This window comes from Bradyrhizobium sp. 132, assembly GCF_023074185.1.
GTDB lineage: Bacteria > Pseudomonadota > Alphaproteobacteria > Rhizobiales > Xanthobacteraceae > Bradyrhizobium.
Genome location: NZ_JADPKY010000114.1, coordinates 1 through 26,917 on the forward strand (window position 1 = coordinate 1; position 26,917 = coordinate 26,917).

General features: G+C 64.5%; 23 protein-coding genes. 8 read left to right on the forward strand and 15 right to left on the reverse strand.

Annotated features, from left to right (window positions below):
- Positions 1-168 precede the first annotated feature (168 nt).
- On the reverse strand, positions 169-981 hold the full coding sequence (locus tag IVA74_RS24025; protein ID WP_247348749.1) for an MBL fold metallo-hydrolase: 813 nt from the start codon (positions 979-981) through the stop codon (positions 169-171).
- Complete coding sequence (locus IVA74_RS24030) at positions 978-1,349, reverse strand: Crp/Fnr family transcriptional regulator (protein WP_247348750.1); 372 nt, start codon at positions 1,347-1,349, stop codon at positions 978-980. The genes IVA74_RS24025 and IVA74_RS24030 overlap by 4 nt, the downstream gene beginning before the upstream one ends.
- Before the next feature lie 289 nt (positions 1,350-1,638).
- Between IVA74_RS24030 and IVA74_RS24035 the strand changes: the two genes are divergently transcribed.
- From IVA74_RS24035 to IVA74_RS24045, 3 genes are all read left to right on the forward strand, one after another.
- Positions 1,639-2,637, forward strand: a complete 999-nt coding sequence (locus IVA74_RS24035) for a hypothetical protein (protein WP_247348857.1) — start codon at positions 1,639-1,641, stop codon at positions 2,635-2,637.
- Between the two features lie 94 nt (positions 2,638-2,731).
- Positions 2,732-4,282, forward strand: a complete 1,551-nt coding sequence (locus tag IVA74_RS24040) for a hypothetical protein (RefSeq protein ID WP_247348752.1) — start codon at positions 2,732-2,734, stop codon at positions 4,280-4,282.
- A 21-nt stretch (positions 4,283-4,303) separates the two neighbouring features.
- Positions 4,304-4,474 (forward strand): hypothetical protein, encoded by a 171-nt coding sequence (locus IVA74_RS24045; RefSeq protein ID WP_247348861.1) that lies wholly within the window; start codon positions 4,304-4,306, stop codon positions 4,472-4,474.
- A 9-nt stretch (positions 4,475-4,483) separates the two neighbouring features.
- On the opposite strand, the gene IVA74_RS24050 is transcribed toward IVA74_RS24045, so the two are convergent.
- The 3 genes from IVA74_RS24050 to putA form a co-directional block, all read right to left on the reverse strand.
- The gene (locus tag IVA74_RS24050; RefSeq protein WP_247348754.1) at positions 4,484-5,131 is read right to left on the reverse strand and encodes a glutathione S-transferase family protein; all 648 of its coding nucleotides are present in this window, start codon (positions 5,129-5,131) and stop codon (positions 4,484-4,486) included.
- A 144-nt stretch (positions 5,132-5,275) separates the two neighbouring features.
- On the reverse strand, positions 5,276-6,481 hold the full coding sequence (locus IVA74_RS24055; protein ID WP_247348755.1) for a CoA transferase: 1,206 nt from the start codon (positions 6,479-6,481) through the stop codon (positions 5,276-5,278).
- Positions 6,482-6,781: 300 nt separating this feature from the next.
- Entirely contained in the window at positions 6,782-9,781 is a 3,000-nt protein-coding gene (gene putA, locus IVA74_RS24060) for a bifunctional proline dehydrogenase/L-glutamate gamma-semialdehyde dehydrogenase PutA (protein WP_247348757.1), read from the reverse strand.
- A gap of 114 nt (positions 9,782-9,895) precedes the next feature.
- Here putA and IVA74_RS24065 point away from each other — a divergent pair, with 114 nt between their 5' ends.
- Entirely contained in the window at positions 9,896-10,357 is a 462-nt protein-coding gene (locus IVA74_RS24065; RefSeq protein ID WP_247348759.1) for an Lrp/AsnC ligand binding domain-containing protein, read from the forward strand.
- Positions 10,358-10,528: 171 nt separating this feature from the next.
- Here the strand turns inward: IVA74_RS24065 and IVA74_RS24070 are convergent, their stop codons facing one another.
- From IVA74_RS24070 to IVA74_RS24085, 4 genes are all read right to left on the reverse strand, one after another.
- Positions 10,529-10,729, reverse strand: a complete 201-nt coding sequence (locus IVA74_RS24070; RefSeq protein WP_007596519.1) for a cold shock domain-containing protein — start codon at positions 10,727-10,729, stop codon at positions 10,529-10,531.
- Between the two features lie 208 nt (positions 10,730-10,937).
- Positions 10,938-11,246 (reverse strand): cytochrome c, encoded by a 309-nt coding sequence (locus IVA74_RS24075; protein WP_247348761.1) that lies wholly within the window; start codon positions 11,244-11,246, stop codon positions 10,938-10,940.
- A gap of 11 nt (positions 11,247-11,257) precedes the next feature.
- A complete protein-coding gene (locus IVA74_RS24080; RefSeq protein WP_247348762.1) occupies positions 11,258-12,457 on the reverse strand; it encodes a molybdopterin-dependent oxidoreductase in 1,200 nt (399 codons plus the stop codon).
- A 322-nt stretch (positions 12,458-12,779) separates the two neighbouring features.
- Positions 12,780-14,513, reverse strand: coding sequence for an adenylate/guanylate cyclase domain-containing protein (locus IVA74_RS24085; RefSeq protein ID WP_247348763.1), 1,734 nt, complete (start codon positions 14,511-14,513; stop codon positions 12,780-12,782).
- Positions 14,514-14,856: 343 nt separating this feature from the next.
- On the opposite strand from IVA74_RS24085, the gene IVA74_RS24090 reads away from it, so the two are divergent.
- Positions 14,857-16,386, forward strand: a complete 1,530-nt coding sequence (locus tag IVA74_RS24090) for a glycosyltransferase family 39 protein (RefSeq protein ID WP_247348858.1) — start codon at positions 14,857-14,859, stop codon at positions 16,384-16,386.
- Between the two features lie 33 nt (positions 16,387-16,419).
- On the opposite strand, the gene IVA74_RS24095 is transcribed toward IVA74_RS24090, so the two are convergent.
- Both IVA74_RS24095 and IVA74_RS24100 read right to left on the reverse strand, forming a co-directional pair.
- A complete protein-coding gene (locus IVA74_RS24095; protein ID WP_247348764.1) occupies positions 16,420-17,448 on the reverse strand; it encodes a TIGR01620 family protein in 1,029 nt (342 codons plus the stop codon).
- Complete coding sequence (locus tag IVA74_RS24100) at positions 17,445-18,914, reverse strand: YcjX family protein (protein WP_247348765.1); 1,470 nt, start codon at positions 18,912-18,914, stop codon at positions 17,445-17,447. Before IVA74_RS24100 ends, IVA74_RS24095 begins: the two co-directional genes overlap by 4 nt.
- Before the next feature lie 184 nt (positions 18,915-19,098).
- On the opposite strand from IVA74_RS24100, the gene IVA74_RS24105 reads away from it, so the two are divergent.
- A complete protein-coding gene (locus IVA74_RS24105; protein WP_247348766.1) occupies positions 19,099-19,794 on the forward strand; it encodes a hemolysin III family protein in 696 nt (231 codons plus the stop codon).
- Between the two features lie 55 nt (positions 19,795-19,849).
- On the forward strand, positions 19,850-20,644 hold the full coding sequence (locus IVA74_RS24110) for an SDR family oxidoreductase (protein ID WP_247348767.1): 795 nt from the start codon (positions 19,850-19,852) through the stop codon (positions 20,642-20,644).
- 172 nt (positions 20,645-20,816) lie between these two features.
- Here IVA74_RS24110 and mdlC read toward each other — a convergent pair whose 3' ends face one another.
- The 4 genes from mdlC to IVA74_RS24130 form a co-directional block, all read right to left on the reverse strand.
- The gene (gene mdlC, locus IVA74_RS24115; protein WP_247348768.1) at positions 20,817-22,439 is read right to left on the reverse strand and encodes a benzoylformate decarboxylase; all 1,623 of its coding nucleotides are present in this window, start codon (positions 22,437-22,439) and stop codon (positions 20,817-20,819) included.
- 133 nt (positions 22,440-22,572) lie between these two features.
- Entirely contained in the window at positions 22,573-23,424 is an 852-nt protein-coding gene (locus tag IVA74_RS24120) for a MaoC family dehydratase N-terminal domain-containing protein (RefSeq protein WP_247348770.1), read from the reverse strand.
- 15 nt (positions 23,425-23,439) lie between these two features.
- The gene (locus IVA74_RS24125) at positions 23,440-24,543 is read right to left on the reverse strand and encodes a CaiB/BaiF CoA-transferase family protein (protein ID WP_247348772.1); all 1,104 of its coding nucleotides are present in this window, start codon (positions 24,541-24,543) and stop codon (positions 23,440-23,442) included.
- 9 nt (positions 24,544-24,552) lie between these two features.
- On the reverse strand, positions 24,553-25,722 hold the full coding sequence (locus IVA74_RS24130) for an acyl-CoA dehydrogenase family protein (protein ID WP_247348774.1): 1,170 nt from the start codon (positions 25,720-25,722) through the stop codon (positions 24,553-24,555).
- A gap of 125 nt (positions 25,723-25,847) precedes the next feature.
- Here IVA74_RS24130 and IVA74_RS24135 point away from each other — a divergent pair, with 125 nt between their 5' ends.
- On the forward strand, positions 25,848-26,768 hold the full coding sequence (locus tag IVA74_RS24135; RefSeq protein ID WP_247348776.1) for a LysR substrate-binding domain-containing protein: 921 nt from the start codon (positions 25,848-25,850) through the stop codon (positions 26,766-26,768).
- The last annotated feature ends 149 nt before the right edge of the window (positions 26,769-26,917 follow it).

Genomic DNA, 26,917 nt, shown 5'->3' on the forward strand with positions numbered 1-26,917 from the left:
GGATGATCGAGCAACATCGTCGTCTCCAGGTTGGGTGGTATTGCAACCTCAGTCTGGCCTCAGACTTGGTCGCTATCCACTCCCCATGGAATCTTCGCTGCGCTCGCAATGACGATGTTGAAGCCCCGTGCTTCTTTTGCGAAAAGGCACACGTGACCGCACGCCCACCTAATCATCCAGCTTGTTCAAATCGCGCACCGACTGCATGATCGGCTCGAAGTTCGAGCGCGCATCCAGTGCGTCGAACAATTGTGCGGTGTCCTCCAGTAAGCCGTGTGACCTCGCAATCGCAATGCGGACGTCCTCCTGTGGCGTGTCCGACAGCCGCCCGTGTCCCGACAGCAATATCTTCGAATTCAGCCCCTTGAGCCGCTCCAGTGACTGGATGTAGTCGGCGATGCTGCCCGAGCCGAACACGCCGCCCATCACGCCGCCGGGCATGAGCGTATCGGCGGCAAACAGCAGGCCTTTGTCCTGGTCGTACAGCGTGATGCAGGCCGAGGTGTGCCCCGGCGTGTGCATCACGTTGAGACGGAAATTGCCGAGGTCGATCAGATTGCCTTCCTCTAGCCAGATGTCGATATTGATCGGCACGTTCGGCTCGTTGAACATCTTCCGCAGCATCGAGAAGTCGTCGCGCAGCATGATCTTGTTGGCGGCAAGCCGATGGGCGGCGACAAAAGTGCGGCGCTCGTTGAAGTGCCAAGCGGCACCGATGTGGTCGAGATGCTCGTGGCTCAGCACCACCATGTCGATCTTCTCCGGCGGGCAGCCGGCGAAGTTGAGACATTCCACCATCGCAGGGTAATTCGACGACAGCCCGACATCGATCAGGATGGTGCGCGCCGAGCCGCGAACGAGATAGACGTTGGCGGCGCGGTTGGAGAAGCGAATTTGATAGACGTCGTCCGCCGCCTGGATCAGCGAGCAGATGTCGTTCTTCATCAGGATTGGAAACGAAGTGGGCTTGCGCTCGCTCATGACTGCGCTGCCCGGTAGGTGACATCGTTGGACGCGCGCAGGCGTTTGGAGAGTGCATCCATCACCATCAGCGCAAAGGCCGGTTGCTGGCTGACGAGATAGACGAAGCGGGCGTGATTGATTCTCATCACTTTCGTGCTCGGCGCTGCCGCGATTGCGGTCGCCGAGCGCGCCGAGCCGTCAATCACGGCCATCTCGCCAAAGAATTCGCCCCTGCCGAGCTTGACGATGGTGGTCTTGCTGGCGCCGCTCAGCTTGGCGATCTCGACTTCGCCGTCGAGCACGACGAACAGCTCCCGGCCGGTCGAGCCCTCCTCGAAGATGATGTCATCGACGCCAAACTCGTTGATGCACTTCTCGATCGCCATGACACCCCCAAGGGCCTTCTGCAGCCGTTCTGGCTGACAGGACAGTCATGTTAGCCGGGTAACAGGAGCGGGCAAACAGCCCGTTCGGAGAGAGCGTGGCCTGCCGCAGGGCAGCATTCGCTGACGATTTGTTGCACGCCGCCACACCGGTTCCACTTTGCCGGCCAAATTCGGCCCCGGATGAGTTCCTAAAATTTTGGTAAGCGGGTCCGCAGGTAAGGAATTCGCAAGCAATGAAAGTTACCAAAAAGTCAACCGAGACTGGAGTATTTGAGCCGTGAGCGAACCAATGCCCGAGCAGGCCGTCCAGGATACTGGCGCCGTTGAAGCCGCAGCGACCGTGCCGCAGGCCGTCGCGGCTGCTGCCGGTATCGAGGCCCCCTCGATCGCCCCCGACCACGAGACGCCGCCCAAGCCTGATCCAGTGAAGCCTGATCCAGTGAAGCCTGATCCGGTCAGGGTCGAGCTGCCAAAAATCGAGGCATCGAGGCTCGATGTGCCGAAGCTCGAACCCAGGGCAGAGACCAAGCCCGAGCCAAAGCCCGGCAAGCTCATCGTCATGGCGCCCGCGGAGCGGTCCTGGGACCGCGAAGAATTTGCCCCGCATGTGAAGGCCGACGAGCCGCGCGAGGCCGGCGGCAAGCGCCGCCTGTCGGCTATGGCAGCTGTGGTGGCGATCGCGGCCAGCGTCGGCGCGATCAGCGGCGCGCTCGCGACCGCCGGCATGATGCACTTCGCAAGCCCCGCGCCGGCGCAGGTCGCCGACACCAGCGCGCTGGAATCCTCGGTCGCCCGGATCGACGCCGATGTCGTCGCGCTCAAGGCGAATGTCGAGCACACCTCCAAGACCGGTCTGGGTCAGTTCAACCGGACCAACGACCGTCTCGAGAAGCTCGAGAAAGCGCAGGCCGAGCCGATGGCCAAAATCGCAAAGCTGTCCGAGTCCGTCGACAAGCTCCGTGCCACCCCGCCCGCGGCGCCCAACCAGGCCGCGGCCGCCGTGCCCGCCAGGGAGACCACCGGCTCGATCGCGCCGACCCAGGCTGCGACCGCCGCAGCCGCGCCGGCTCCTGCCGCACCCAAGACCGAGATCGGCCGGCTGCCGACGGTTGAGGGCTGGGTGCTGCGCGACGTCTCCAACGGCGGCGCGCTGGTCGAGGGCCACAATGGCCTCTACGAGGTCTATGCCGGTGACCCCATCCCCGGGGTCGGCCGCGTCGATGCGATCCGCCGCCAGGACGGCCGCTGGGTGGTCGTCACCAGCAAGGGGCTGATCGTCGCGCGCTGAGCGACTGATATCCGAATTCCAAAGAGGCGCTTCACCACGATGTGAAGCGCCTTTTTTGCTTGAATAGCCGTCCCCGCGCGGTGTTACCTAAGGCATGAACCGCGCGTTGCGAATTCTCGTTGCTGCCGTCGTATTTTTTGGCGGCGTTGTTTCGCTTTTGGCGGCAGAGACCGCGTCACTCACGCGCGGCACGGCGATCACCGATCCCGATCTCCTGCGCAAGCTCGACCAGCACGATGCACTCACGATCTCGCGCCTGCTGTGGCCGGAGCGGAACGCGAACTTTCCGCTGACGACCGATCTGATGTTTTCGTGGTTGTCGCAGCTCAAGGAAATTCCCCCAGCAATCGACGCGGAACTCGACCGCTACGTGGCCCGGCAAAAGGCGGCCTATCCGACCGAGACCATCGGGGTCGGCGAAGGCTTTGACGTGCAATTGTTCGATCGGGCCAATCTGAAATCCCGCGATACCCGGTTCGTGCTGGCCGGCATCGTCAACCGCATGGACCGTGCCTACGTCGCAGAAGACTCGTGCGGCGAGATCAGGCTGATCTACCGTCTTGCGCGTTTCGAGACCAAACCGGACGGCAGCAGGGCAGCAACGCGGCTGCCGATGACGCTCAATCTGGTGATGAAGGCGCGCGATGCGCGCCAGACGGACGAGAGCGGCAAGCCGGTCACCTGCGCCGAGGTCGCGCGACGGTGGCTGGACAATGGCGACTGGCAGGGGCTGATCGGCAGCAGCTTCTATCCTTACGATGCGATGCTCGACCGCATCGAGACCAACATTCAGATCTCGGTTGCAGCGAAATCGGCGCTGCATGATTTCCGCTCCGACTATCTGCTCAAGGTGTTCAAATACGACGCGACCACAAAGCGGTTCGAGGAATCGACGCTGGAGAACCAGATCGACCGTGACCGCATCCTCGCCGACCACGATCTCTGGCGCGACCTCAGGGATTGGCTGCTCGCGCCCGATCATCTTCGCGACTTCGACCGCGGCACGGTGATGATCCCTGAAAAATTCCTGGCCAAGGCTGCGGTGGTGCCGACGCCCGCCGGCCTCGATGCTTCCTCGTTGCAGCCGGAGTTCGGCATGATGCAAGGGGAGCGCAAGGAAGAGGGCAAAGGCGAGCCTGTTTTCACCGACAATGACGTGGTCAGTGCGCTGAAGCAGGCGGCTGCGCGCGGCATCGACTTGCAGAACGTCCGCTCGGTCGCAGGCTTCCAGCGCCGCCTCAACGACGTCACCTGTGCCGGCTGCCACCAGACCCGCGGCATCGGCGGCTTCCATTTCCCGGGCGTCGATTTGCTTGCGGACAAGCCGTCCAACTCCGGCATCGTGACGGCCTCGCCGCATTTTCTCGGCGACCAGGTCCGCCGCCGCGACATCCTGACCGCGTTTGCCGCGGGCAAACGTCCTGATTTCTCACGTGGATTTGCCAGCCGGCCGCAAACCCGGGGCAATAGCGAGTTGGCCGGGACCGAGTATCAGGACGGCTGGGGCGCGCATTGTTCCCTGGAAAATGCGGGATCGGGATCGGCCGACAGGAGTTTTACGTCATGGAGCTGTGCTAAAGGTTTGACCTGTCAGGCTGCCGCGGCCTCGCGCCGCATCGGCATGTGTTTCATCAAGACGCGTTAGCGCTATCTCCAGCCGGTTTGGATGACCATGACGGACTCCAGCGAAGCCAACAAGGAGCGCAATCGCGAGATCGCGCGCAATGAGGAAGCCAAGCAGGTCACCGGCAGCGTCCGCGTCAGCATTTCGGCGGTCGCGGTCGTCGTCATCATCGGCGGGATTCTGTTCACGCTCGGCTGGCTGGCGCTGCGATAGCGAGCGCCTTCACTTCGCGTAATTCGTCATCCGCTTGCCGGGCAGCAGCTCGTAGGCCGGCTGCCAGCCGGGGAGTGCGGCCATGCGGTCGAGCCAGGCGTGGATGGCGGGATAGCTCGTCGCGAAATCAAAACCGTGCTCGTCGCTCGGATAGTGCAGATAGGCCATCATCGAGATATCGGCGACCGTGGGCCTGGCGCCGATCGCGAATTCATTGTGTTGAAGATGGCCGTCGAGAATACCGAGGAAATCCTCGAGCCGCCGGCGAAAGTGCTTCAGCACCTGCGGATCGTTGTTTTGCGTGAAGGCGCGCATGAAGCGGTAGGTCGCCATGTAGCCGGTGAGCTTGTGATTGTCCCAGAACAGCCAGCGCAGCAGATCAAATTTTTCCTCCGCCGTCTCCCCGCCGAAACGGCCGTATTGTTCGGCGAGCTTGAGCAGGACCGGCGCGGTCTGCGTCATCTTCACGCCGTCGACTTCGAGCACAGGAATCTCGCCCATCTCGTTCACGCTCTTGCGCCATTCCGGCGTACGCGTGACGCCGCCGCCAAAGTCGGTCCAGACCGGCTCGAATTTCTCGCCGCAAAGCGTCAGCATCAGCGCCAGCTTGTAGCTGTTGCCGGATTCGGGGAAGTAGTGCAGGCGGTAGCTGGGCATGGGACCTCAGGGGATGATGCCGTGAGGTTATAGCGAGATCACTCCACGCCGTCATTGCGAGCGCAGCGAAGCAATCCAGAAATGCATCCGCGGAGGGACTCTGGATTGCTTCGCTGCGCTCGCAATGACGGGCGCCGGCGTCCCTTACCCCACCGCCCCCTTCGACCGCAGCTGCTTGATCGCGGCCTCGTCGTATCCCGCGGCACGCAAAATCTCGTCACTGTGCTCGCCAACGCCGGGCGGCTTGCGCGGCTGCACTTTCTTGGCGCCGTCGATCCAGATCGGGCTGGAGATGGTGAGCATGGTGTCGTTCTCGAACGGCACCAGAACCTCGTTGTCGAGCATCTGCTTGTCGTTCGGAATGTCGTCCAAAATGCCCACGATGCCGAATACAAGGCCGTTGCCATCGAGGAGCTTGCGCCATTCGGCGAGATCCTTGGTCGCAAAGGTCTCGTCAAATATCTTGATCAGCTCGACCGAGCGGGCGTGACGATCGGGTTTGGTGGCGAAACGCGGATCGGTGATGAGGTCTTCACGGCCCAGACACTTGGCCAGCGTCGGAAACTGCTTCTCCTCGCTCAGCAGCGACAGGATCAACCAGCGGCCATCCTTGCATTGATAGTGGTTGGCGACCGCGTTCAACGCGCGTTCGCGCGGCCGCCGCTCGGCGAACTTGGCGCCGCAGAGCTTTGCCTGCGCCAGCACGCTCGCAGCCCACACGCCATTCGCCATCAGGTTTGAGGCGACATGCGAGCCCTTGCCGGTCTTCTCGCGCTGATACAGCGCGGTGACGATGGCTCCATAGAACGCCATGGCGCAGGGATGGTCGCCCATGCCGGCGACCGAACGGGCCGGCGTCGTGTCGGTATCGGCGCGGACGAGATCCATCAGGCCGGAGCGCGCCCAATAGGCGTTGCTGTCGAAGCCGGGTTTGTTGGCTTCCTCGCCCTTCTCGCCATAGCCGGTGAAGGAGGCGTAGATCAGCCGGTCATTGAGATGGGCGAGGTGATCATAGGTGATGCCGAGCTTTGTCCGCACCGGCGGCGGCATGTTGGTGATGAAGACGTCGGCCTCTTCCACGAGCTTGTAGAGCACGGCCTGCGCTTCCGGCTTGGAGAGGTCGAGCGCGATGCTCTTCTTGTTGCGGGCCTCCAGCAGCCAGGCGAAATTGTGCTCGCTGCTCGGATAGCCCGGAATGTTGGGCAGATTGCGGTAGGGATCGCCGGCGCCGGGCGGCTCGATCTTGACGACATCGGCGCCGAAATCCGACAGCACGGTCGCGGCCGCGGGCGCTGCGATGAAGCTCGCGCAGTCCAGAACCTTGAGCCCTGCAAAAATGCCCTTTTCCATCGCGGCGTTGCTCCCTCACTCTTGTTGTTTCCGCGCGCTGGAATGGCGCGGGGCACGTCATGGGCAGCATTAGACCGATGTTTTGCCGGGATGCAACGGCGCCGGGCGCAGGGCTTTGCTGCGGTGTCCCGTCACCCTGAGGTGGCCGCTTCTTTAGCGGCCCTCGAAGGGCGACGGCCCGGCTGCATCTAGGCCGTCCATCCTTCGAGGCTCCCCATGGTGCACTTCGCGCCCCACGGCTCGCACCTCAGGATGACGGAACTGAGGTCGCGCGTTGTTGTGAGGGCTCCAGAAGCAGCCTCACTCATCCCCTGCGAGCAGGGCGGCGTTGCCGCCGGCTGCTGCGGTGTTGATCGTCACGGTCTGCTCGGTCGCAAAACGCGCGAGGTAGTGCGGGCCACCGGCTTTCGGGCCGGTTCCGGACAGGCCGTTGCCGCCGAACGGCTGCACGCCGACCACGGCGCCGATCATGTTGCGGTTGACGTAGATGTTGCCGATCTGGAGACGATCGATGATCGACTCGATCGTATCGTCGATGCGGGAATGGACGCCGAGCGTCAGCCCGTAGCCGCTGCGCTCGATGGCTTGCAGGACGCGTTCGAGATTTTCGGCTGGGTAGCGCACGACATGCAGGATCGGGCCAAACACCTCCTCGGTGAGCTGGCCGGCATCCCTGAGCTCGAAAATATGCGGCGCGACGAAGCAGCCCTCCGGGGCGGTGCCGGCAAAGTGCAGCCGCGCCGCGGTCTTCATTCGCGCGATATGCGCATCGAGGCGCTGCTTGGCCTCAACGTCGACTACCGGACCGACATGGGTCGCGACGTCGCTCGCGTCGCCGATCTTCAGCTCGCGCGCCGCACCCGCGATCATCTCGATCATGCGGTCGGCGACGTCCTCCTGCACGAACAGCAGCCGCAGCGCCGAGCAGCGCTGGCCGGCAGAACGAAACGCCGAGGTGACGACGTCGTCTGCGACCTGCTCGGGCAACGCAGTCGCATCCGCGATCATGGTGTTGATGCCGCCGGTCTCCGCGATCAACGGCACGATGGGCCCATCCTTGGCCGCCAGCGCCCGATTGATGCTGCGCGCGACCTCGGTCGAGCCGGTGAAGACGATTCCGGCGATATCAGGGTGCGCGGCCAGCGCGGCGCCGATCCGGCCGTCACCGGTGACGAGCTGCAGCGCGCTTGCGGGGATGCCGGCCTCGTGCAGCAGCCGCACCGCCTCAACCGCGATGCGCGGGGTCTGCTCGGCGGGTTTTGCGACCACGCTGTTGCCGGCGATGAGCGCGGCCGTGACCTGGCCCAGGAAAATCGCCAGCGGAAAATTCCATGGCGAGATGGCCACGAAGACGCCGCGGCCGCGCATGGCGAGCGTGTTGCTCTCGCCGGTTGGGCCCCGCATCGCGACCTCGTTGCCGAACAGCTTGCGGCCCTGCGCGGCATAATAGCGGCAGAAATCGGCGGCCTCGCGCAGCTCCGACAGCGCATCGTCGAGCGTCTTGCCGCCCTCGCGTTGCAGCAGTGCAATGAAATGGGGCGCGCAGTTCTCAAGAAGATGCGCGGCCTGCTCGAGCGCTGCCGCGCGCGCGGCTGCCGGAGTCCGGCTCCAGGCGGCAAAGCCCGCGCGCGCCGCGGCCACTGCCGCGTTGGCCTGATCCGGCGTTGCCTCAGTGACAGGCTTGAGGTCGGCCGTCTCGGCCTCGACGTCCGCCAGCAACCGGTCGAGCGCTGCGCGCGCGCCGAATTCGACGCCGCGCGAATTGCGGCGCTCCGGCGCGTAGAGATCGCAGGGAAGCGGAATTTTTGGATGGGCCGCCTGCTGCGGCCGGACGATGGCGTCGGCCGGGCGCTGCAACAGCGCCGGGAGCGGCACACGATAATCGGCCGCTTGGGCTACGAAGGAGGAATTGGCACCGTTCTCCAACAGGCGCCGCACCAGATAGGCAAGCAGGTCGCGATGGCTGCCGACCGGCGCATAGGTGCGGTAGGCAATGTCGGGGTGATCCTTGGCAAACTGCTCGTAGAGCGCCTCGCCCATGCCGTGCAGGCGCTGGAATTCGAAGCCGCCGCTCTCGCCGGCAAGCTCCAGAACGGTCGCGACGCTCAGCGCGTTGTGGGTGGCGAATTGCGGGAAGATGCGCGGCCGCAGACTCAAAAGCTTTTGAGCACAGGCGACGTAGTTCAGATCCGTCATCGTCTTGCGCGTGAACACGGGATAGCCGTCGAGCCCGCGCTCCTGCGCGCGCTTGATCTCGGTGTCCCAATAGGCGCCTTTCACCAGCCGCACCATCAGCTTGCGGTCATGCGCGCGGGCGAGCGCATCGACATAGTCGATCACGGCGCTTGCGCGCTTCTGATAGGCCTGGATCGCGAGCCCGAACCCGTCCCAACCGGCAAGGGAGGGATCGGCGAGCGTTGCCGCGATCACGTCGAGCGACAGCTCCAGCCGGTCGGCTTCCTCGGCATCGACGGTGAAGTTGAGATCATGGGCCCTGGCGCGCTGCGCGAGGTCCAGCAGTTGCGGCACCAGCTCGCGCATCACGCGGTCGCGGCTGATCGCCTCGAAGCGTGGATGCAGCGCCGAGAGTTTGACGGAGATGCCGGGCCGGTCGGGCAGGGGATGGTTACCGGCCGCCTTGCCGATCGTCTCGATGGCACTGGCATAGGCGTCGAAATAGCGCTTGGCGTCAGTGGCCGTGCGCGCGCCTTCGCCGAGCATGTCGAAGGAATAGCGCGGTGTCTCGCCGGAGCGCGGCCGGCCCCGCTCCAGCGCCTGCTCGATGGTCTCCCCCAGCACGAAATGATTACCCATCAGCCGCATCGCCTGGCGCGTGGCGGTGCGCACGGCCGGCGCGCCCAGCCGCTTCACCAGTCGGCCGATGGTGCCGTCGGGCGTCTCGCCGGGCTGGATCACCCGTGCCGAGAGGCCGAGCGCCCAGGCCGAGGCGTTGACCAGGAAGGCGGTGGACCTGGTCTCGTGATGGATGAAGTCGCCTTCGCCCAGCTTGTCCTCGATGAACTGGTCGGCGGTGCGCGCGTCCGGCACGCGCAGCAGCGCCTCGGCCAACACCATCAAGGCGAGGCCCTCCTTGGTCGAGAGCGCGAACTCCCGCAGCATGTCCTCGACCCCACCAAGCCGGTCGTCACGCTTGCGGATGGCCTCGATCAGCCGCGTCGCGGTGCGATCGATCCGCGCCTCCTGTGGCGGGTTGAGATGTGCAGCCGGCAAAAGCCGCGCGGCGATCTCAGCATCATCGGGCGCGTAAGCGGCGGAGAAGGGAGGCGGAATGTTCGGCATGGCGTGTCCTGTGGCTGGAATCCAGGATAATGCCCGCGCTACCATAGCTCGATAGACAAATTAGCTGATTTGCCTTAGAAAATGAAGCATACCAGCAACTTGGCCTTACAAAAGATGGAACTTGATCGAACCGACCGGAAAATCCTCTATATTTTACAGCAGGATGGGCGCATCGCCAATGTCGAGCTCGCCGAACGCATCGGGCTGTCTCCGACCTCGATCGGCGAACGGCTGAAGCGGTTGCAGCGCGAGGGCTTTATCGAGGGCTATGGCGCGCGGCTCAACCCGCACCGGCTCGGCCTCGGGCTCCTGGTGTTCGTCGAGGTGCTGCTCGACAAGACCACGCCGGATAATTTCGAGCGTTTTGCGCGCGCGGTGAAACTCGCGCCCGAAGTGCTGGAGTGTCACATGGTTGCCGGCGGCTTCGACTATCTTGTGAAGGCGCGGCTGGCGGACATGACCGCGTATCGGCGTTTCCTCGGCGAGACCTTGCTGTCGATGCCGGGCGTGCGCGAGACGCGAACCTATGCGGTGATGGAAGAGATCAAGCGCGACGCACCGTTGCCGGTGGATTAACGAAGTGCTGTCGCGATTGTCATTGCTGCGGCGTTGAACGAGCGGTGTTCGCGGGGAAAATAGTTCTCCGTGTGCAATCGCAACGCCTGTCGTCGAATGCACTGACCGTCTTCTAAAATTCTCTTGGCCCGGCTCCCGGATCGACCCGGGAGCTAGCAAAAGCTGGCGGGCTTATACTTTGAGGTTCTCTGCGGAGCTTTTGCCTCGGTTTGCGATCTCTTCGTATTCCACCGTCTGTCCTTCGTTCAGGGACGACAGACCGGCTTTCTGCACTGCCGAGATATGCACGAACACATCCTTGCCGCCCGACGCAGGCTGGATAAATCCATAACCCTTCGTCGGGTTGAACCACTTGACCGTACCTTTAGCCATCACGACTTCTCCGCGGGTCTTCCTCCGAGATATCGAACCGCCAGTCCCCGCCAACCGGCCGGTTCGGTCCTAATACGATACGCGGAATGTCGTTGGCTTGGTAGCTCAAACCACATCGGCCTTTCGCCGAATTCCGCTCAACTTCGCGGCGTTTTTGCCGGTTTTGCCCGTTTCGCGGTCAATCGGTCCGCGCGCCGCGCGCCATCCGTCAATAAGTCGCGGCCAGGTAATCGACGATCTTGCCGACATCGGCATCGTCGATCGGCGCGCCATAGACCTTGATCATCTTTGTGACCTCGGCCTGCCAAAAACCTTTCTTGTCCTTCATCGGCGGCTGCGTGTTGATGTAGTCGGAGGAGTGGCAGGCCGTGCAATTGCCCTGAACCACTTCAAGATTGGGCCCGGGCTTGAACGCCGCGACCTCATCGGGGGTCTTGTAGTTGACCGGTGCTGCAATTGCCGAACCCACTACGGCGGCGAGGGCGAGCGTGATGGCGGGGAAAACGGTGCGCTGCATGATCATTCCCCTCAGGCCACGGTGACGCGGACGGTTTCGACGACGTTGCGTAGATAGCCCGCCGGATTCCAGCGCGGTGTATCCGGCTGGGTTTCGCCGCCATTGCCGGTGGCGCGCACCTTGAGCTCGTGGGAGCCGGCCGCGAGCTTCACCGGCAGCTTCCATTCACGGAACGAGTATTTGCCAATATCCTTGCCGAGCCTGGCGCTGGTCCAGGTCTTGCCGCCGTCGGTGGAGACCGCGACTTCCTTGATGCCCTTGCCGCCATCGAAGGCGATGCCGCGCAGCGTCGTGCCGCCAGCTTTCAGCTTGGCTCCGTCACTGACGCTGGTGATGAAGGAGCGAAGGGTGAAGCGGTTGATCGGGATCGTCGCCTTCGGCGCGGTGCCGGGCTCGATCGCATTGTTCGGGGTATCCGGAATGCGATAGGCCGACTTCATCCAGAAGCCGTCATAGACATTGTCGATGACGGTGATCTCGTTGAGATGCTTGACCCAGTAGGTGCCGTAATAACCGGGCACGATCAGGCGCAGCGGGAAGCCGTTGAGGAACGGCAGATCCTCGCCGTTCATGCCATAGGCCAGCATCACCTCGCCGTCGGTGGCATGGTCGAGGTCGAGCGCCTTGGCGAAATCCGGAGTCTTATCGCTGACCGGGCCGTCCAAGCCCCCGAACACGACTTGCTTGGCGCCGGCCTGCACGCCCGCCATCTCCAGCACGGCCTTTAGCGGCACGCCGCGCCAGCGCGCATTGCCCATCGCGCCGTTGGCGAGTTGGCCGCCAGCGACGCGCGGCTCGACGAGGCCGCGGCTGTTGCCGGAGCACTGGTTGACGGCGACGATCTCGCTCGCCTTCATTTTCTTGATGTCCTTGAGCGACAGCTTGAGCGGCTTGTCGACCTTGCCCTTGATCTCGAGCGTGAACTTGTCGGGGTCGAGATTGTAGGGCAGGTCGGAAAGGTGATAGCGCACGAAGAACGCGTTGTTCGGCGTGATCGGGCCATCGTTGAACACCGCGAACGGCGTCTCGAGCTGCGGCGGCCGGGCGGTCAGGCCGATCATCGGCCGCTTCTGTGGATATTTCACCAACGGCCGGTCGCCATTGGCGAAGGGCAGGGTGACGGTGTCGAGTGCCAGCGCCTTGCTTGAATTCAGTGCGGCCGTAATAGCGGCAAGGCCCGCTCCTTTGAGCAGGTCGCGTCGATCGAACATGTGGTCTCCTCCCGGAGCTTGTCGTTGGATCGCGGTCATCACCGCGTTCCTGCGCTCATCTGTCGCAACGACTCAGTTGAAGTCAATTCGTGCTTTCGCAGCAGGCCCATGCCGCTGCGTTGCAGCAAGCCGGTGTTACGTTTGTAACGAGATTGAGCCGAGCCGTAGCCGCAGGCGACGGTGCACCTCTCCCGCTTGCGGGAGAGGTCGCGCCGAAGGCGCGGGTGAGGGCTTTCTCCTCTCAGGGATTGTCCCTACGCGGAGACACCCTCTCCCCAACCCTCTCCCGCAAGCGGGAGAGGGAGCGCACCTCTCGCGCGGCTTACGCGGCCACGCGCTCGCTCCGGTCAACGAGCGCCGACAGCTCCCTGGCGTCCGCGACGACGCGCACGGCCATCGGTTCGTCGCGGCCACGGATCGCGACCTCGTGCTGCGGCAGCGCGTCGTCGGCGAGGCCCGCGGTGCGGCGGACTTCCTCCGAGACGATCGCTTCGCAGGCCAGTGTCTTGGTCATGTCCTGGAGGCGGGCCGCGACGTTGACGGCATCGCCCAGTGCCGTGAAGACGATGTGATCCCGATAGCCGATGTCGCCGACGATGACCTCGCCGCCGTGAATGCCGATGCCGAAGCGGATCGGCTGGCGCAGATCGTGGCCCAGCAGCTCGTTGAGCTCGTCGATTTGCGTGGCGATCCCGGCGGCGGCCTTCAGCGCCTGCCGGCAGGCGTTCTGCGGATCGGCGGAGAGCCCGAACAGCGCCAGCATGCCGTCGCCGACGAACTGGTTCGGCTGGCCGCCGTTCTCGATCACGGCCTGCGAGACGGCGCCGAGGAAGCGGTTGACGATGAACACGGTATCGAACGGCAGCCGCTTCTCGGCCAGCTGCGTCGAGCCGCGCATGTCCACGAACAGGCTGACGAGATAGCGCTCCTGGCCGATTCTGGCGGGCGTCGAGGCCTGCGCGTTCGCCGATAGAGTATGCGAGGTGAAGAGCTGGAAGAAGGAGAGGTCCGATGTCGGCCGCAGCTGGCAGGCCAGCCTGATCGATGGATCGCTGGTGCCGACACGGGTGAGCACGAACGCCTCGCGCTGCGACGGCTCGGGCAGGGCGCCATGATCGCCGATGATGCGGATGCGGCAGGTCGAGCAGCGGGCGCGGCCACCGCAGACGCTCGCATGCGGCAGATTGTGACGCAGGCTCGCTTCCAGCACGGAGAGGCCCTTGGGAACGCGCACCGTCTTGCCGTTGCCGTAGGACAGCGCGATCATGCCACCGCGCCGCTCGCGCAAGGCGCGTGCGCCGCGCGCCAGCAGCGCCAGCCCCAGCAGTCCGAGATAGCCGGCGGTGAGGCCGCCGGTGATGCGGTCGAGCGTCGCGGCCTCGGCGGCGGTGCCGACCTGGCGGTGCGTGAGATTATGCGTCCGCCATTCCCCGTCGTCGGCCTCGACCTCGACGCTGCGGCCACCCTGGTAGACACCAAGCAGCGACAGCGTCGGGATCAGCACAGCCGCCGCGAGCAGATAGGGCGCCGCGCGCGTGAAGAATGATTTGAGGCGGAGCCAGAAAAAGATGCCGATGCAGCCGTGCACCCAGGCAATGATCAGCAGGATCGTCATGGTCCAGATTCGGTTCGACGCGACGAAGAACAGATAGAGTTCCTGCGGATAGAGTTTTTGGTGTCCGTACAGCGTCTGGCCGAGCCGCACGCCGATCACATGCGCCATGACCAGCGCGGGGATGCTTAAGCCCAGCACGAGTTGCAGCGGCTCGACCGTCCGCCAGCGGAACTGCCGGCGCTGATACAGCGCGTAGATGCCGAGCCCCATATGCGTGAGCGCCGCCGCGTAGAACACGATCGCAACCGGCAGGAACTGCCAGAACAGCGTGTGGTAATAGACTCCGATCTCCATGGCATCGACCGAGATGTTGCCGAGCGCATGGTTGAGGAAATGGCTGACCACATAGGCGAACAAAATGACGCCGCAGACCAGCCGCACCTGCCGCAAGCTGATGGCGCGGGAAAGCTCGAAAAATCGTGAGGATGCGGTGGCGGCCATGATTCTGTTCTATCAGTTCATGAAGGAGAACAGCCAGCGTCGCGTTTAATTCCGGGGCTGGACAGCTTGCGGGATCACATACGCGGCACGGTTACGAAATCGTAGGTTGGGCCGAGGCGCCTTGGCGCCGTGCCCTTTAATCGGCACTTAGGGTGGCCGCGCTTCGCTTTGCCCACCGGTCTCCTCGTCGGGGCTGGGATCGTCGCTCGCTTGTCCGGCGCGACACCAGGTGCACGGTACCCCCGCATTGACTCCCCGTCCCAGGTTGGCGAAAAGCGCGGCCGTGACGACAGCTCCCGATATCACCGTGCTCCCCAATGGCGCCGCGCGCTGGCCACTCGTCATGGCCGCTGCGATCATTGCCGCGATGACGCTGCTGCGCATCGTCTACGCCTCCGCGATCGAGCTGCGCACGGATGAGGCCTATTACTGGACCTGGTCGCAGGAGACAGCGCTCAGCTTCCTCGATCACCCCCCGGGCATCGCCTGGCTGATCCGGTTCGGCACCGCCATCTTCGGCGACACCACGCTCGGTGTGCGCTTCGGCGGCATCGTCGCGATGCTGGTGACGCAGCTCCTGCTCGCCGATATCGTCCGCCGCCTCACCCATGATGTGCGCGCCGTCGTGCTCGCGGTGCTGATGCCGGAGGCCGCGCTCTACTACGGTCTGCTGATGGCCAAGGTCGCGCCCGATGTCGCCATGATCCCGTTTGCGGTGGCGATGATATGGTCCCTGGTGCGGCTTGCGCAGGGCGGCGACGGCCGCTGGTGGCTTGCGGCCGGCCTGTTCGCCGGGTTGGCGATGCTGTCGAAATTCACCGTGATCATGTTCGCGCCGGCGGTTGCCGCCTTTCTGCTGGTGCCGGATTGGCGCTGGCGCTGGCTGCGCAGCCCCTATCCGTACCTCGCGGTCCTGATCGCAATCGCGGTGTTCTCTCCGGTCCTGATCTGGAACGTGCAGCACGACTGGGCCGCTATCCGCTTTCAGGGCGTGCGCGCCACCACCAGCTACGGCATCTCGCTCCGCACCTTCGGCGATTACATCGGCCTGCAATTCGGGCTGGTCGGTTTCGTCATGCTGCCGGTGGTGCTGACGGGGCTGGTGCTGACGGCTTGGCGCGGCTATCGCACGCGCGAGCCGGTCGCGATTTTGCTGTCGACCGCGGTCTTGGTGCCGTTCTTCTATTTCCTGGCGAAATCGCTGACGCTTCGGGTCGGCGACACCTGGCCGATGTTCATGTGGCCGGTCGGCTTCGCCGCTGCCGCTGTCAACCTCACCATGATGACGCGTGAAAAATGGTCGGCGCGGATGCTCAGATCGTCGCTGTTCTGGGTCAACACGGCGGTGGTGTCGGGCATCGCTTTCGTCGTGGTCGTGTTCCTCTATTACGTCGCCGCGCCCTGGAATTTGCTCGGCAAGATCGATCCGATCGGTGCCGAGTCCGGTTACGAGCAGGTCGCAGCGCGCGCGCAGGCCGCGCTGGATGAGACCGGCGCAACCTGGATCGCAACCACGGACTACCGCACCTACGCCATGATGCGCTGGCTGTTCAGGGGCCGCGTGCCCGTGATCGAGATCAACGAGCGCGGCCGCTTCCAGGATTTCCGCGATCCCGGCATGGACCGGATCAGTGACCACGCGGGCATTTATGTCGGGCGAGAGCCGGACAATCGCTCATCGCTATGGGATTCGATCCCGGCCAAGCGCGAGCAACTCGGCCAGGTCGAACGACGCTGGCGCGGCCTCGTGATGGACAATTATGTGGTGGAGAAGCTGACTGGCTGGACCCCGGAGCTGTCGCCGCCGAAGGACTCGCCGCTATTCCAGTGGCGCGTGCTGGCGGGCGAGTTCGAGAAGCGCGTGTTAGCCTGACGAGGGAAGCGAGCGCGCCGCGCAAGCAATGCGCTACTCCTCGTCGTCCCTCTTCCGCAACAGATCCGTCGCGAGATCCGACAACTTCGGCGGCGGCAGTGCCGCGAACGGCAGCGGCCGTGTGACGTCGATCGCAGCGAGGCCCAGCCGCGCCGTCAGCAATCCATTCAGCACGCCTTCGCCCAGCCGCTGCGACAGCTTCGCCGCAATCCCGTGGCCGAGCATCTGCTGCACCAGGCTGTCGCTAGCGGCCATGCCGCCGGTGATGGCGAGATGAGCGATGACGTGGCGGAGCAGGCGGATCATGCCGAGCGCGCCGGGGCGGCCGCCATAGAGCCGGGCAAGTTGGCGGATCAGGCGCAGCGACGCCACGAACACGAACAGCACATCGATCAGCGCGCGGGGCGAGACCGCTGTGACGATCGAGACTTTTTGCGCAGCCGACGACACCAGCTGCCGTGCCTCGATGTCCAGCGGCGACATCAATTCGCGCTCGGCGAGCCGGATCATGTCGGCGCCGTCGATGATCTCGCCGGCATGGCTCTCCAGCGCGGCGCGGGCGCGCGCGAGCCGCGGGTTCTGATGCGCGATCTTGAGCAGATCCTGCACGATGATGCGGCTCTCCTTGCGGTCGTCGCTGGCGAGCACGGCGGTTGCACGCTCATGAAGCTTCTCGATCGTTGCGAGGCGCGCCAGCCCGAACGCCTCGCGTCCGATCACCACCGCGAGCGCAAGCGCGGTGACAAACGCAAGAGCCAGTCCGACAAAGCCGAGGCTCTCGCTGCGCGCAAACAAATCCTCGATCAGATGCACCACGCCGAGCCCGATGCCGAGCAGCGTCAACCCGGCGACGCCCGACCAGAACAATGCGCCCCAGGGCAGGCCGCGTCGCGCCGGAAGCGCCGGCGCGATCGGCACCGGCAAGTTCGCCGGATCGGGCTCCGGCGTGATCTGGATGGTGGTGCGGCCGAGGCGCGCCGTCTCGTCGCCTTTGGTGATGACGACGCCGGGATCGTCGAGCCGGAACGTCGCCGGCCGCCGTGGCTTCGATCGGTCGTTCATGACAGCTTGTCTCCGATCAGGAACTGCAAGGCACGGTCGAGGCGGATGTGAGGCAGCACCGGCGCGTCGGAACCCTCGCGGTCGAGCTTTGGCGGGCGGAAGCGCAGGAAGCGGAAATCGCTCTTCGCGGCGGCCTCGGTCGAGAGCCCGCGGAACGCATCGATGCCGTTGAACAGCGGCTCGGGGTCGAGCGGCAGGTCGCCCGGAAAGGTCGCGACCTCGGTGTTGCCGTCGAAGAACTCGCCGCCGGTGCTTTCGCCCGCGGCCGGTGTCCCCAAAATCGACGGCAATTTATCACGGCCATGCGCGACCTGCGCCTCGCGCGTGGCGCGGACGGCGGCGAGCGCGACGACGTCGATCTCCGCGCCGGTATTTTCCGCGCGCGCAACGGCACCCGAGACGGCGCGGCGCAGCACCGCCTCAAGCCGGTCGTGGCTGGAATGATGCAGATGGTCGGCCTTGGTCGCCGCGAACAGGATGCGGTCGATGCGCGGCCTGAACAGGCCGGAGAGGAACGTGCTGCGGCCGATGCGAAAGCAGTCGAGAATGCCGGCGAGTGCGGCTTCGAGATCGTGCAGCGCTTCGGGGCCGGAGTTGAATGCCGCGAGCGCATCGGCCAGCACGATCTGGCGATCGAGCCGGGCAAAATGATCCCTGAAGAACGGCCGCACCACGACGTCCTTGTAGGCCTCAAAGCGGCGCACCATCATCGCCCACAGCGATCCCTCCGGCGCCTGGCCGCCAATCGAGACGTCGAGCGGCGCAAAGGTCAGCGCCGGTGTGTCGGCGAGATTGCCCGGCATCAGGAAGCGGCCGGGCGGCAGCAGGCTCATCGCAAACCGCTCGTCGCGGCAACCTTGCAGATAGCCCCTGAAGAGCTTTGCGGCCGTCAGCGTCGCCTGCTCGTCCTCGCAAGCGTCGGGCTTGAGCGTTGCGAGATGCGCGTGCCAATCCGCGGCCAGATGCGCGCGCGGCGCCTCGCGCGACAGCGCCAGGCTTTCGGCCGACCATTGCTCAAAACTCTTGTGGAGCAGCGGCAGGTCGAGCAACCATTCGCCGGGATAATCGACGATGTCGAGCGTCAGCGTGCGATCCGCGCCGTTCTGGCGCTGGTAGTCGATCACGAGCCTGAGCTCGCTGATGTCGACCGTCGAGTTCGGCCAGCGCCGCTCCTCGATCAGCGCGCGCAAATGGCTCTCATAGGCAAAGCGCGGCACGGCATCGTCCGGCTGCGGCGCCAGATGCGCCCGCGCGATCCGGCCCGATGAATAGGCCTCGAACACCGGAAACCGGCCGCCACGGGTGAGGCCGTGGATCAGCGCGGTGATGAACACCGTCTTGCCGGCCCGGGACAGGCCGGTAACCCCCAATCGTACCGTCGGATTGAAGAAATGCTCGCCGTAGTCGATCAGCGCCCGAGCCGACAGGCGCGCCTCCTCGACCATATCCTGGAAACTAAATGCCATATGAACGTCGGGAATCCCGGGCGAGGGCGAATACGCAAAAAGGACTAGTCACAAAAGTGGCAACTGCCTGAGGAAAATCAAGTTTCATACTTTCACCGCCTTTGTCGGCAAATCACCCGTTTGAACGACGCGCCGATCCCGAAACACCCATACAAGAGCGTATTGTCTCGCCTTACGGATTGCCATGACCGTCTTCCAGTTGAAACAGCTCGCATCCACCTCCGTCCATGCCGCCGCCGACGCGATCGGCCGGAATTTTGATCGCGCCGAACTGATTGCCGATGGCGTCGTCCACGCGATCGGCGTGCTCTGCGGCATCATCGCCGCGACCGTGCTGGTGGTGCTGACGGTGCTCTATGCCGACGCGACCGACATCGTGGGGGTCTCGATCTACGTCGCCGGCCTGCTCTCGATGCTGGTGTTTTCGGCGTCCTATAATCTCTGGCCGGTCTCGCCGGCAAAATGGCTGCTGCGGCGGTTCGACCATTCCGCGATCTATCTCCTGATCGCCGCGACCTACACGCCGTTCATCCTGGAGGTGAAGGACAGCGGGTTCGCGCTGGTGCTGCTCGCCGGCGTCTGGTGCGTGGCGATGCTCGGCATCGTGCTGAAACTTCTCTATCCCGGCCGGTTCGACCGCGTGGCGGTCGGCATCTACCTCGCCATGGGCTGGAGCGGCGTGATGCTCTACGATTCCGTGGTCAAGGCGCTGCCTGCGCTGGTGCTGAGCTTCATCCTGGCGGGCGGCCTGCTCTACAGTTTTGGCGTGATCTTCCATACCTGGCGGCGGCTGCGCTTCCAGAATGCGATCTGGCACGGCTTTGTCTTGGCCGGGGCGGCGTGCCATTATACCGCGGTGCTCGACCTCGTGTTGAGCTGAGCAAGATCTGCGAAGCGGAATAAGCGAAGCGGTATAAGACAAGAGGAGACGTCGCATGCAGGTGACCGGCAAGGTCGTGGTCGTCACGGGCGGCGCCAACGGCATCGGCAAGGCGCTGTGCGAGGCGTTTCACAGGGCTGGTGCGGCCAAGGTCGTCGTCGCCGACATGGACGCCGCCAACGCGAGGGCGGTCGCAGCCACAATGGATGGCGCGGCCTTCAAATGCGACGTCGCGCAGGAAAAGGATATTTCCCACGTCATCGAGGAGACCGAGCGGCAGTTCGGCCCGATCGAATTGTTCTGCTCCAATGCCGGGATCGGCGGCGGTTTCGATCCGATGTCGGAAAATGCCGGCGGCGCGTCCGACGAGCCGTGGCAGCGAAGCTGGGCTATCCACGTCATGGCGCATGTCTATGCGGCGCGGCATCTGATCCCCCGCATGAAAGCGCGCGGCGGCGGCTATTTCCTCAACACGATCTCGGCCGCAGGCCTGCTGTCGCAGGTCGGCAGTCCCGCTTACTCCACCACCAAGCATGCGGCGGTCGGCTTTGCCGAAAATCTCGCGATCTCGCACAAGGCCCACAACATCCGCGTCTCGATCCTCTGCCCGCAGGGCGTCGACACCAACATGCTGCGCGCGATCCCCAAGGGCCCGCAATCCGGCGACGGCGATCTCACGCCGGAGCAGGTCGCGAAGGACGTGCTCGCCGGCCTCGATCAGGAGACCTTTTTGATCCTGCCGCACCCGCAGGTGCTCGGCTACATGCGCAAGAAGACTGAGAATTACGACCGCTGGATCGGCGGCATGGCCAAGATCCAGGCGAAGATGCGGGACGAGTTCGGGACGTAGGGAGCGCGCACGACAACTTCAGTGTCGTCCTGGCGAAGGCCAGGACCCATACCGCGTGATCTAACTGGAGCGCGCGGTCGCAATACCAAATGAAAAGCCTTCGCCAAGCTACCTCTTGGGGTAATGGGTCCTGGCTTTCGCCAGGACGACGACATGAAATCGCAGCGCGCTGCTAATGCTTCTGCCCGTACAGCACCGGCACCGCCGAATCCACGACCACCTCCACAAGGCTCGTCCCCGCAAACGCCAGCCCGCGCTTCAGCGCCTCGCCAAGCTCCGCCGCCTTGCTTACCCGCACTGCATGGCAACCCATGCCTTCGGCGAGCCGCACGAAATCGATCCCCGGCAGCTCGAGCCCCGGCACGTTGCGCACCTGCATCACCTGGCTGAACGAACGCATCGCGCCGTAGCCGGAATTGTTGATGACGACGATCGTGAGCGGCAGCTTGCGCTGCGCGGCGGTCCACAGCGCCTGGATGGAGTACATCGCCGAGCCGTCGCCGATCAGGCACACCGTGCGGCTGTTCGGCTTGCCGAGCGCCATGCCGACAGCGGCGGGCAGGGAGTGGCCGAGGCCGCCGCTTGCCATGGTGTAAAAGCTGTCCTGGCCGCGCATCGGCATGAATTTTTGCATCGCCGGCCGGTGCGAGGGCGCTTCCTCGACCAGTGACGCGCCTTCCGGCATCGCCTGCGACAACGAGTGCAACAGAAATTCGACCGGCAGCGGATCGGCAGCCTGTGGCGCCGGCGGCAGCGTGCGGCTCGTCGGCGCGGCGCGTTTGCTCTCCGGCAACAGGTCGAGCAGCATTGCGAGCGCCGGCTTCATCGTCGCGATGATGCTGGTGCCGACCGGCGTCACCGCCGCGGCATCCGGGTCGTCGGTGATCTGGAAAATCGTCGCGCCGCCGTCGAAGATCGCGGCGTGGCCTTCGACGTGGAAGGTGAAAACCGGCGCGCCGATGACGACGACGAGATCGTGCTCGCGCAGCGCGTCGGAAAGTTGCGCCGGCGACGCATGCAGGAAACCTGCGAACTGCGGATGCCGCTCGGGGAACGAGCAGCGCGCCGAGAACGGGCTGACCCACACGCTGGCCTTGGCCTTCTCGGCGACGCGCACCATCAGGTCGACGGCGCCGGCGCGGTCGACGCCGGGGCCGACGACGAGGGCGGGGTGCTTGGCCGAGGCCAGTGCTGCGACCAGCGCCTTCATTGCATCAGGCTCAGGGCCGATCTCGCGGCTGACCTTGCGCGCTTCGACGGCAGCTGCCGCATGGGCCCAGTCGTCGACCGGGATCGACACGAAGGTCGGCCCGCATGGCGGTTGCATCGCTGTGTAATAAGCGCGCGCGATCGCCGCCGGCACGTCCTCGGGCCGCGCCGGCTCGACGCTGTACTTTACGTAGGGCCGCGGAAATTCGGACGCGCGCTCCGCAAACAGGAACGCCTGCAAGGGAAGGATCGAGCGCGCCTGCTGGCCCGCGGTGATCACCAGCGGCGTCTGGTTGCGATGCGCGGTGTAGATGTTGCCGAGCGCGTTGCCGACGCCGGCCGCCGAATGAAGATTGACGAAGCCGGCATTGCGTGTTGCCTGCGCGTAACCGTCGGCCATGCCGACGGCGCTCGCTTCTTGCAGCGCCAGCACGTAGTCGATGTCATCGGGCCAGTCGCTCAGGAACGGCAGCTCGGTCGAGCCGGGATTGCCGAAGACTTTCTTAATGCCAAAGGATCGCAGCAGGTCGAGCGTGGCCTGCTTGACGGTGACGGATTTGTTGCCGGTCTTGCCGCTCTTGGACATTGGTTTCCGTCCCCTGTTATTTATCGACGCTCCCAGCCCCACCGTCATTGCGAGGAGCCCTTGCGACGAAGCAATCCAGACTATCTCCGCGGAAAGATTCTGGATTGCTTCGCTGCGCTCGCAATGACGAGGATTACCACACCGCCGTGCCCTTCATGGTCGACTGTCCCTCCGCGTTCGCGGTCCACAGCTCCATGCCGGCCTCGGTCTCGTTGGCGTTGATGGAAAACTCGCTGCCTTCGAACAGCGGCTGCACGCCGCGATAGGTGAACTTCGTCGGCGCCTTGCCGCCGCGCAGCTTCGCCGCCATCTCGATGATGAACGTGGCCTGCAACGGTCCGTGGAAGATCAGGCCCGGATAGCCCTCGACCGCAGTGACGTAATCGCGGTCGTAATGGATGCGGTGGCCGTTGAAGGTCAGCGCGGAATAACGAAACAGCAGCACGGGATCCGACACATAGGTCTCGCGATGCTGCGCCTGCGGCGACGGAGGCGTTGCCTTTGTGGTCGTGGCCTGCGTGGTTGTCATCTCGCGATAGACGATGTCCTGGCGCTCGCGGATGGCGACGCCGCGCGGCGAGGAGATGTTGTGCTCGACCGAGACGAAGCACAGCGTGCCGGTCGATCCTGTCTTTACCTGCACATCGGCGATGCGCGAGGTCCGCGTCGATTCGTCACCGACGCGCAGGGGCTGAAAAAATTTGATCTCGCCGCCGGCCCACATCCTGCGCGGCAGCGGCACCGGCGGCAGGAAGCCGCCGCGGGTGGGGTGGCCGTCGGGGCCGAGCATCGACATCGGAAACACCGGCTGGGCCAGGCACCAATGCACCGTAAACGGCGCCGCATCGCCAGCCTTGGGCGCGCCGACCTCCTGGAACAGCGTCGCGCGCAAACCCTTCACGAGCTGCGCGGTGACGGTGTCGGTCGCTTCTTCGCTGCGGCCGATCCATTGCCTGAGATGATCGATGTCGAGCTTCCCGGTCATGACGCCTCGCTCTGGTTATTTCCTGGATTGGGGATTTTCGCCGATGCCGGGCACCGCGCCATAGGCGCGCGTCTCGCCGACAATGATCGGCGCCGGCGCGGGATAGCTGACACGTCCCTGCGGCGTGTCGACCTCGATGCGGCGCAGATGCGGATGGTTGGTGAGGTCGGCCATGGTGTTGACCTCGGCAAAGGCGATATCGGCATCGGACAGCCGCTTCAACAGCTCATCGCGCGTCATCTTGCCGAAGGCATCCGCGACCGTCTGGTCGGTGAAGTCGCGGTTGCGCACGCGCTCGACCATGTTGGCGACACGGGGATCGGAGGACAAATCCGGCTGGTCCAGCACTTTTGCGCAAAGCGTCTTCCACTCGCGCTCGCTCTGGATCGAGATCAGAATGTCCTTGCCGTCGCTGGAGGTGAACACGCCGTAGGGTGCGATCGAGGGATGACGCAGGCCCATGCGCTTCGGTGGATTGCCGGCTTCGGAGTTGAGCAGCGGCACGGTGCACCAGTCCGCCATCACGTCGAACATCGAGATACGGATGTCGGCGCCCTTGCCGGTGCGCCCGCGCCCGATCAGCGCTTCCAAAATCGCCGCATGCGCCGTGGCACCAGTCGCGACGTCGACAATCGACATGCCGACGCGCGAGGCGCCGTCGGGATTGCCCGTGATCGAAGCCAGTCCGCTCTCGGCCTGGATCAAGAGATCATAGGCCTTGCGGTGCGCGTAGGGGCCCTCGTCGCCATAGCCGGTGATCGTGCACGAGATCAGTTTTGGATAATCCTTCAGCAGCCGCTCGCGCGAAAAGCCGAGCTTGTCCATCGAGCCCGGCTTGAGGTTCTGGATCAGCACGTCGGCGCTCGCGATCAGCCTCTCGAGCTCAGCGCAGCCTTCCTTGGTGGCGAGATCGACCACCGCCGATTGCTTGCCGCGGTTGAGCCACACAAAGTAGCTGCTTTGCCCCTTGGCCGCCGCGTCATAGCCGCGGGCGAAATCGCCTTCCGGCCGCTCTATCTTGATGACTTCCGCGCCGGCGTCCGCCAGGCGCGACGAGCAGAACGGCGCTGCCACGGCCTGCTCGACCGCAATCACCCTGATCCCGTCAAGAGCTCCCATGATGCGGCCTCAATACGAGCGGGGCATGCCGAGCACGTGCTCGGCGATGAAGGACAGCACGAGGTTGGTCGAGATCGGGGCGACCTGATAGAGCCGCGTCTCGCGGAACTTGCGCTCGACGTCGTACTCCTCGGCGAAGCCAAAGCCGCCATGGGTCTGGACGCAGGCATTCGCTGCTTCCCAGGACGCATCGGCCGCCAGCATCTTCGCCATGTTGGCTTCAGCGCCGCAGTCGAGCCCGGCTTCGTATTTCCGCGTCGCTTCCTTCACCATCAGCTCGGCCGCACGCATCGCGGCGTAGGCCTTGGCGATCGGAAACTGGACGCCTTGATTCTGGCCGATCGGCCGGCCGAAAACGCTGCGCTCCTTGGCGTAGTTGGTGGCCTTGGCGATGAACCATTTGGCGTCACCGACGCATTCGGCCGCAATCAAAATGCGTTCGGCATTCATGCCGGAGAGGATGTAGCGAAAGCCCTTGCCTTCCTCGCCGATCAGATTTTCCGCCGGCACCTTCATGTCGGTGAAGAACACTTCGGTGGTGGCATGGTTCATCATGGTGCGGATCGGACGGATCTCGAGACCCTTGTCCTTGGCTTCGCGCATGTCGACGATGAACACGGAAAGGCCGTCGGTGCGCTTCTTGACCTGGTCCTTCGGCGTGGTGCGCGCCAGCAGGAGCATCAGGTCGGAATGCTCGGCGCGGCTGGTCCAGATTTTCTGGCCCTTGACGATGTAGCCGGCATTGCCGTCCTTGCGCGCAAAAGTCTTCAGCGAGCTGGTGTCGGTGCCGCTGGTCGGCTCGGTGACGCCGAACGCCTGCAGCCGCAGTTCGCCGCTTGCGACCTTCGGCAGGTATTTTGCCTTCTGCTCGTCATTGCCGTGCCGAAGCACGGTGCCCATTGTGTACATCTGGGCATGACAGCCGCCGCCGTTGCAGCCCGCGCGCTGGATTTCTTCGAGGATTGCGGCGGCCGCAGAAAGCTTGAGCCCTGCGCCGCCATATTCCTCGGGGATCAGCACCGAGAGATAACCGGCCTCGGTCAGCGCATCGACGAACGCCTTGGGGTAGGCCATCTCACGGTCGAGCTTGCGCCAGTATTCGCCGGGAAACTGCGCGCAGAGCTTTGCGACGGCTTCGCGGATGTCGGCATGATCTTCGCTGTGGTGTTCTTCACTCATGGCGTTTTCCGTTGGGTGCGGCAGTTAAGATAACGCCGGCCGATCCTCTGGCGTTGTGAAAACAATGCCAGCCCCCTATGCTCATTTGCTATAGCGTATGGAGTAGCCTTCCAGGATTGGCAAGCATGGATTTCCGTCAGCTCAGGACCTTCAGTTGCGTGGCGGAGCTCGGCAGCCTCTCCAAGGCGTCCGACACGTTGCGCGTGGCGCAGCCGGCGCTCAGCCGGCAGATCAAGCTGCTGGAACACGAGCTGCGCATCGAATTGTTCACTCGCAACGGCCGCGGCATGGTGCTCACGGACGCCGGCCGCCTGTTGCTGGCGCGCACCTCCGGCATCGTGCGGCAGATCGACCAGATTCGCGACGACATCCAGTCGTCCAAGGGGCCGCCATCTGGCCAGGTCGTGCTCGGCCTGGTTCCGACCGTGAGCTGCGTGCTGTCGGCGCGCTTCGCACGGCGCTGCGTCGAAAAATTTCCCGGCATTTCGCTGCGCATCGTCGAGAGCTACAGCGGTCATCTGGTCGAATGGCTGCATCGCGGCGAGATGGATCTCGCCATCCTCTACGGCCGCTCCGCCGATCTGCATCTCAACGTCGAAAGCCTCGGCCGCGACAACATCGTTGCGGTCGGGCCGCGCGGTTGTGGTCTCGCGCGCAAGAAGAGCGTCGATGTCGGCTGGCTGCTGCGGCAACGCCTGGTGCTGCCCAGTCATTCCCACGGCCTCCGCGCGCTGATCGAGCACGCGGCCGCCCAGCGCAAGATCAAGCTCAACATCCAGCTCGAGGCGGATTCGTTCCGCGTGCTCACGAGTCTCGTCGAGGAAGGCCTCGGCTTCGCGCTGTTGCCGCCCTCGTCGGTCCATGGCGAGGTCGCGGACGGGCGGCTGGAAACCGCTGTCGTCTCGAAGCCGATGACGCGCGAGCTCATATTCGCCTCTCCGATCGACCGTCCGGTTTCGACGGCCTCGCTCGCCGTCACCGCCCTCCTGCGCGAGGAGGTCGCCGCCTGCCGCAAGGACGGCGTGTGGGACATTAAGTTGAGCTAGATGCTTTCAGTGCGGTTTAGGACAGAAGGCCGTGTGCGACCCATCGCATATTGTGCGAGCTGTCATGCCGGAATTTTATATCCGCGCGAAAGGTGTTCATCCTCATCCTGGGGAGCGCGCTCTTGCGCGCGTCTCAAAGGATGCAGGCC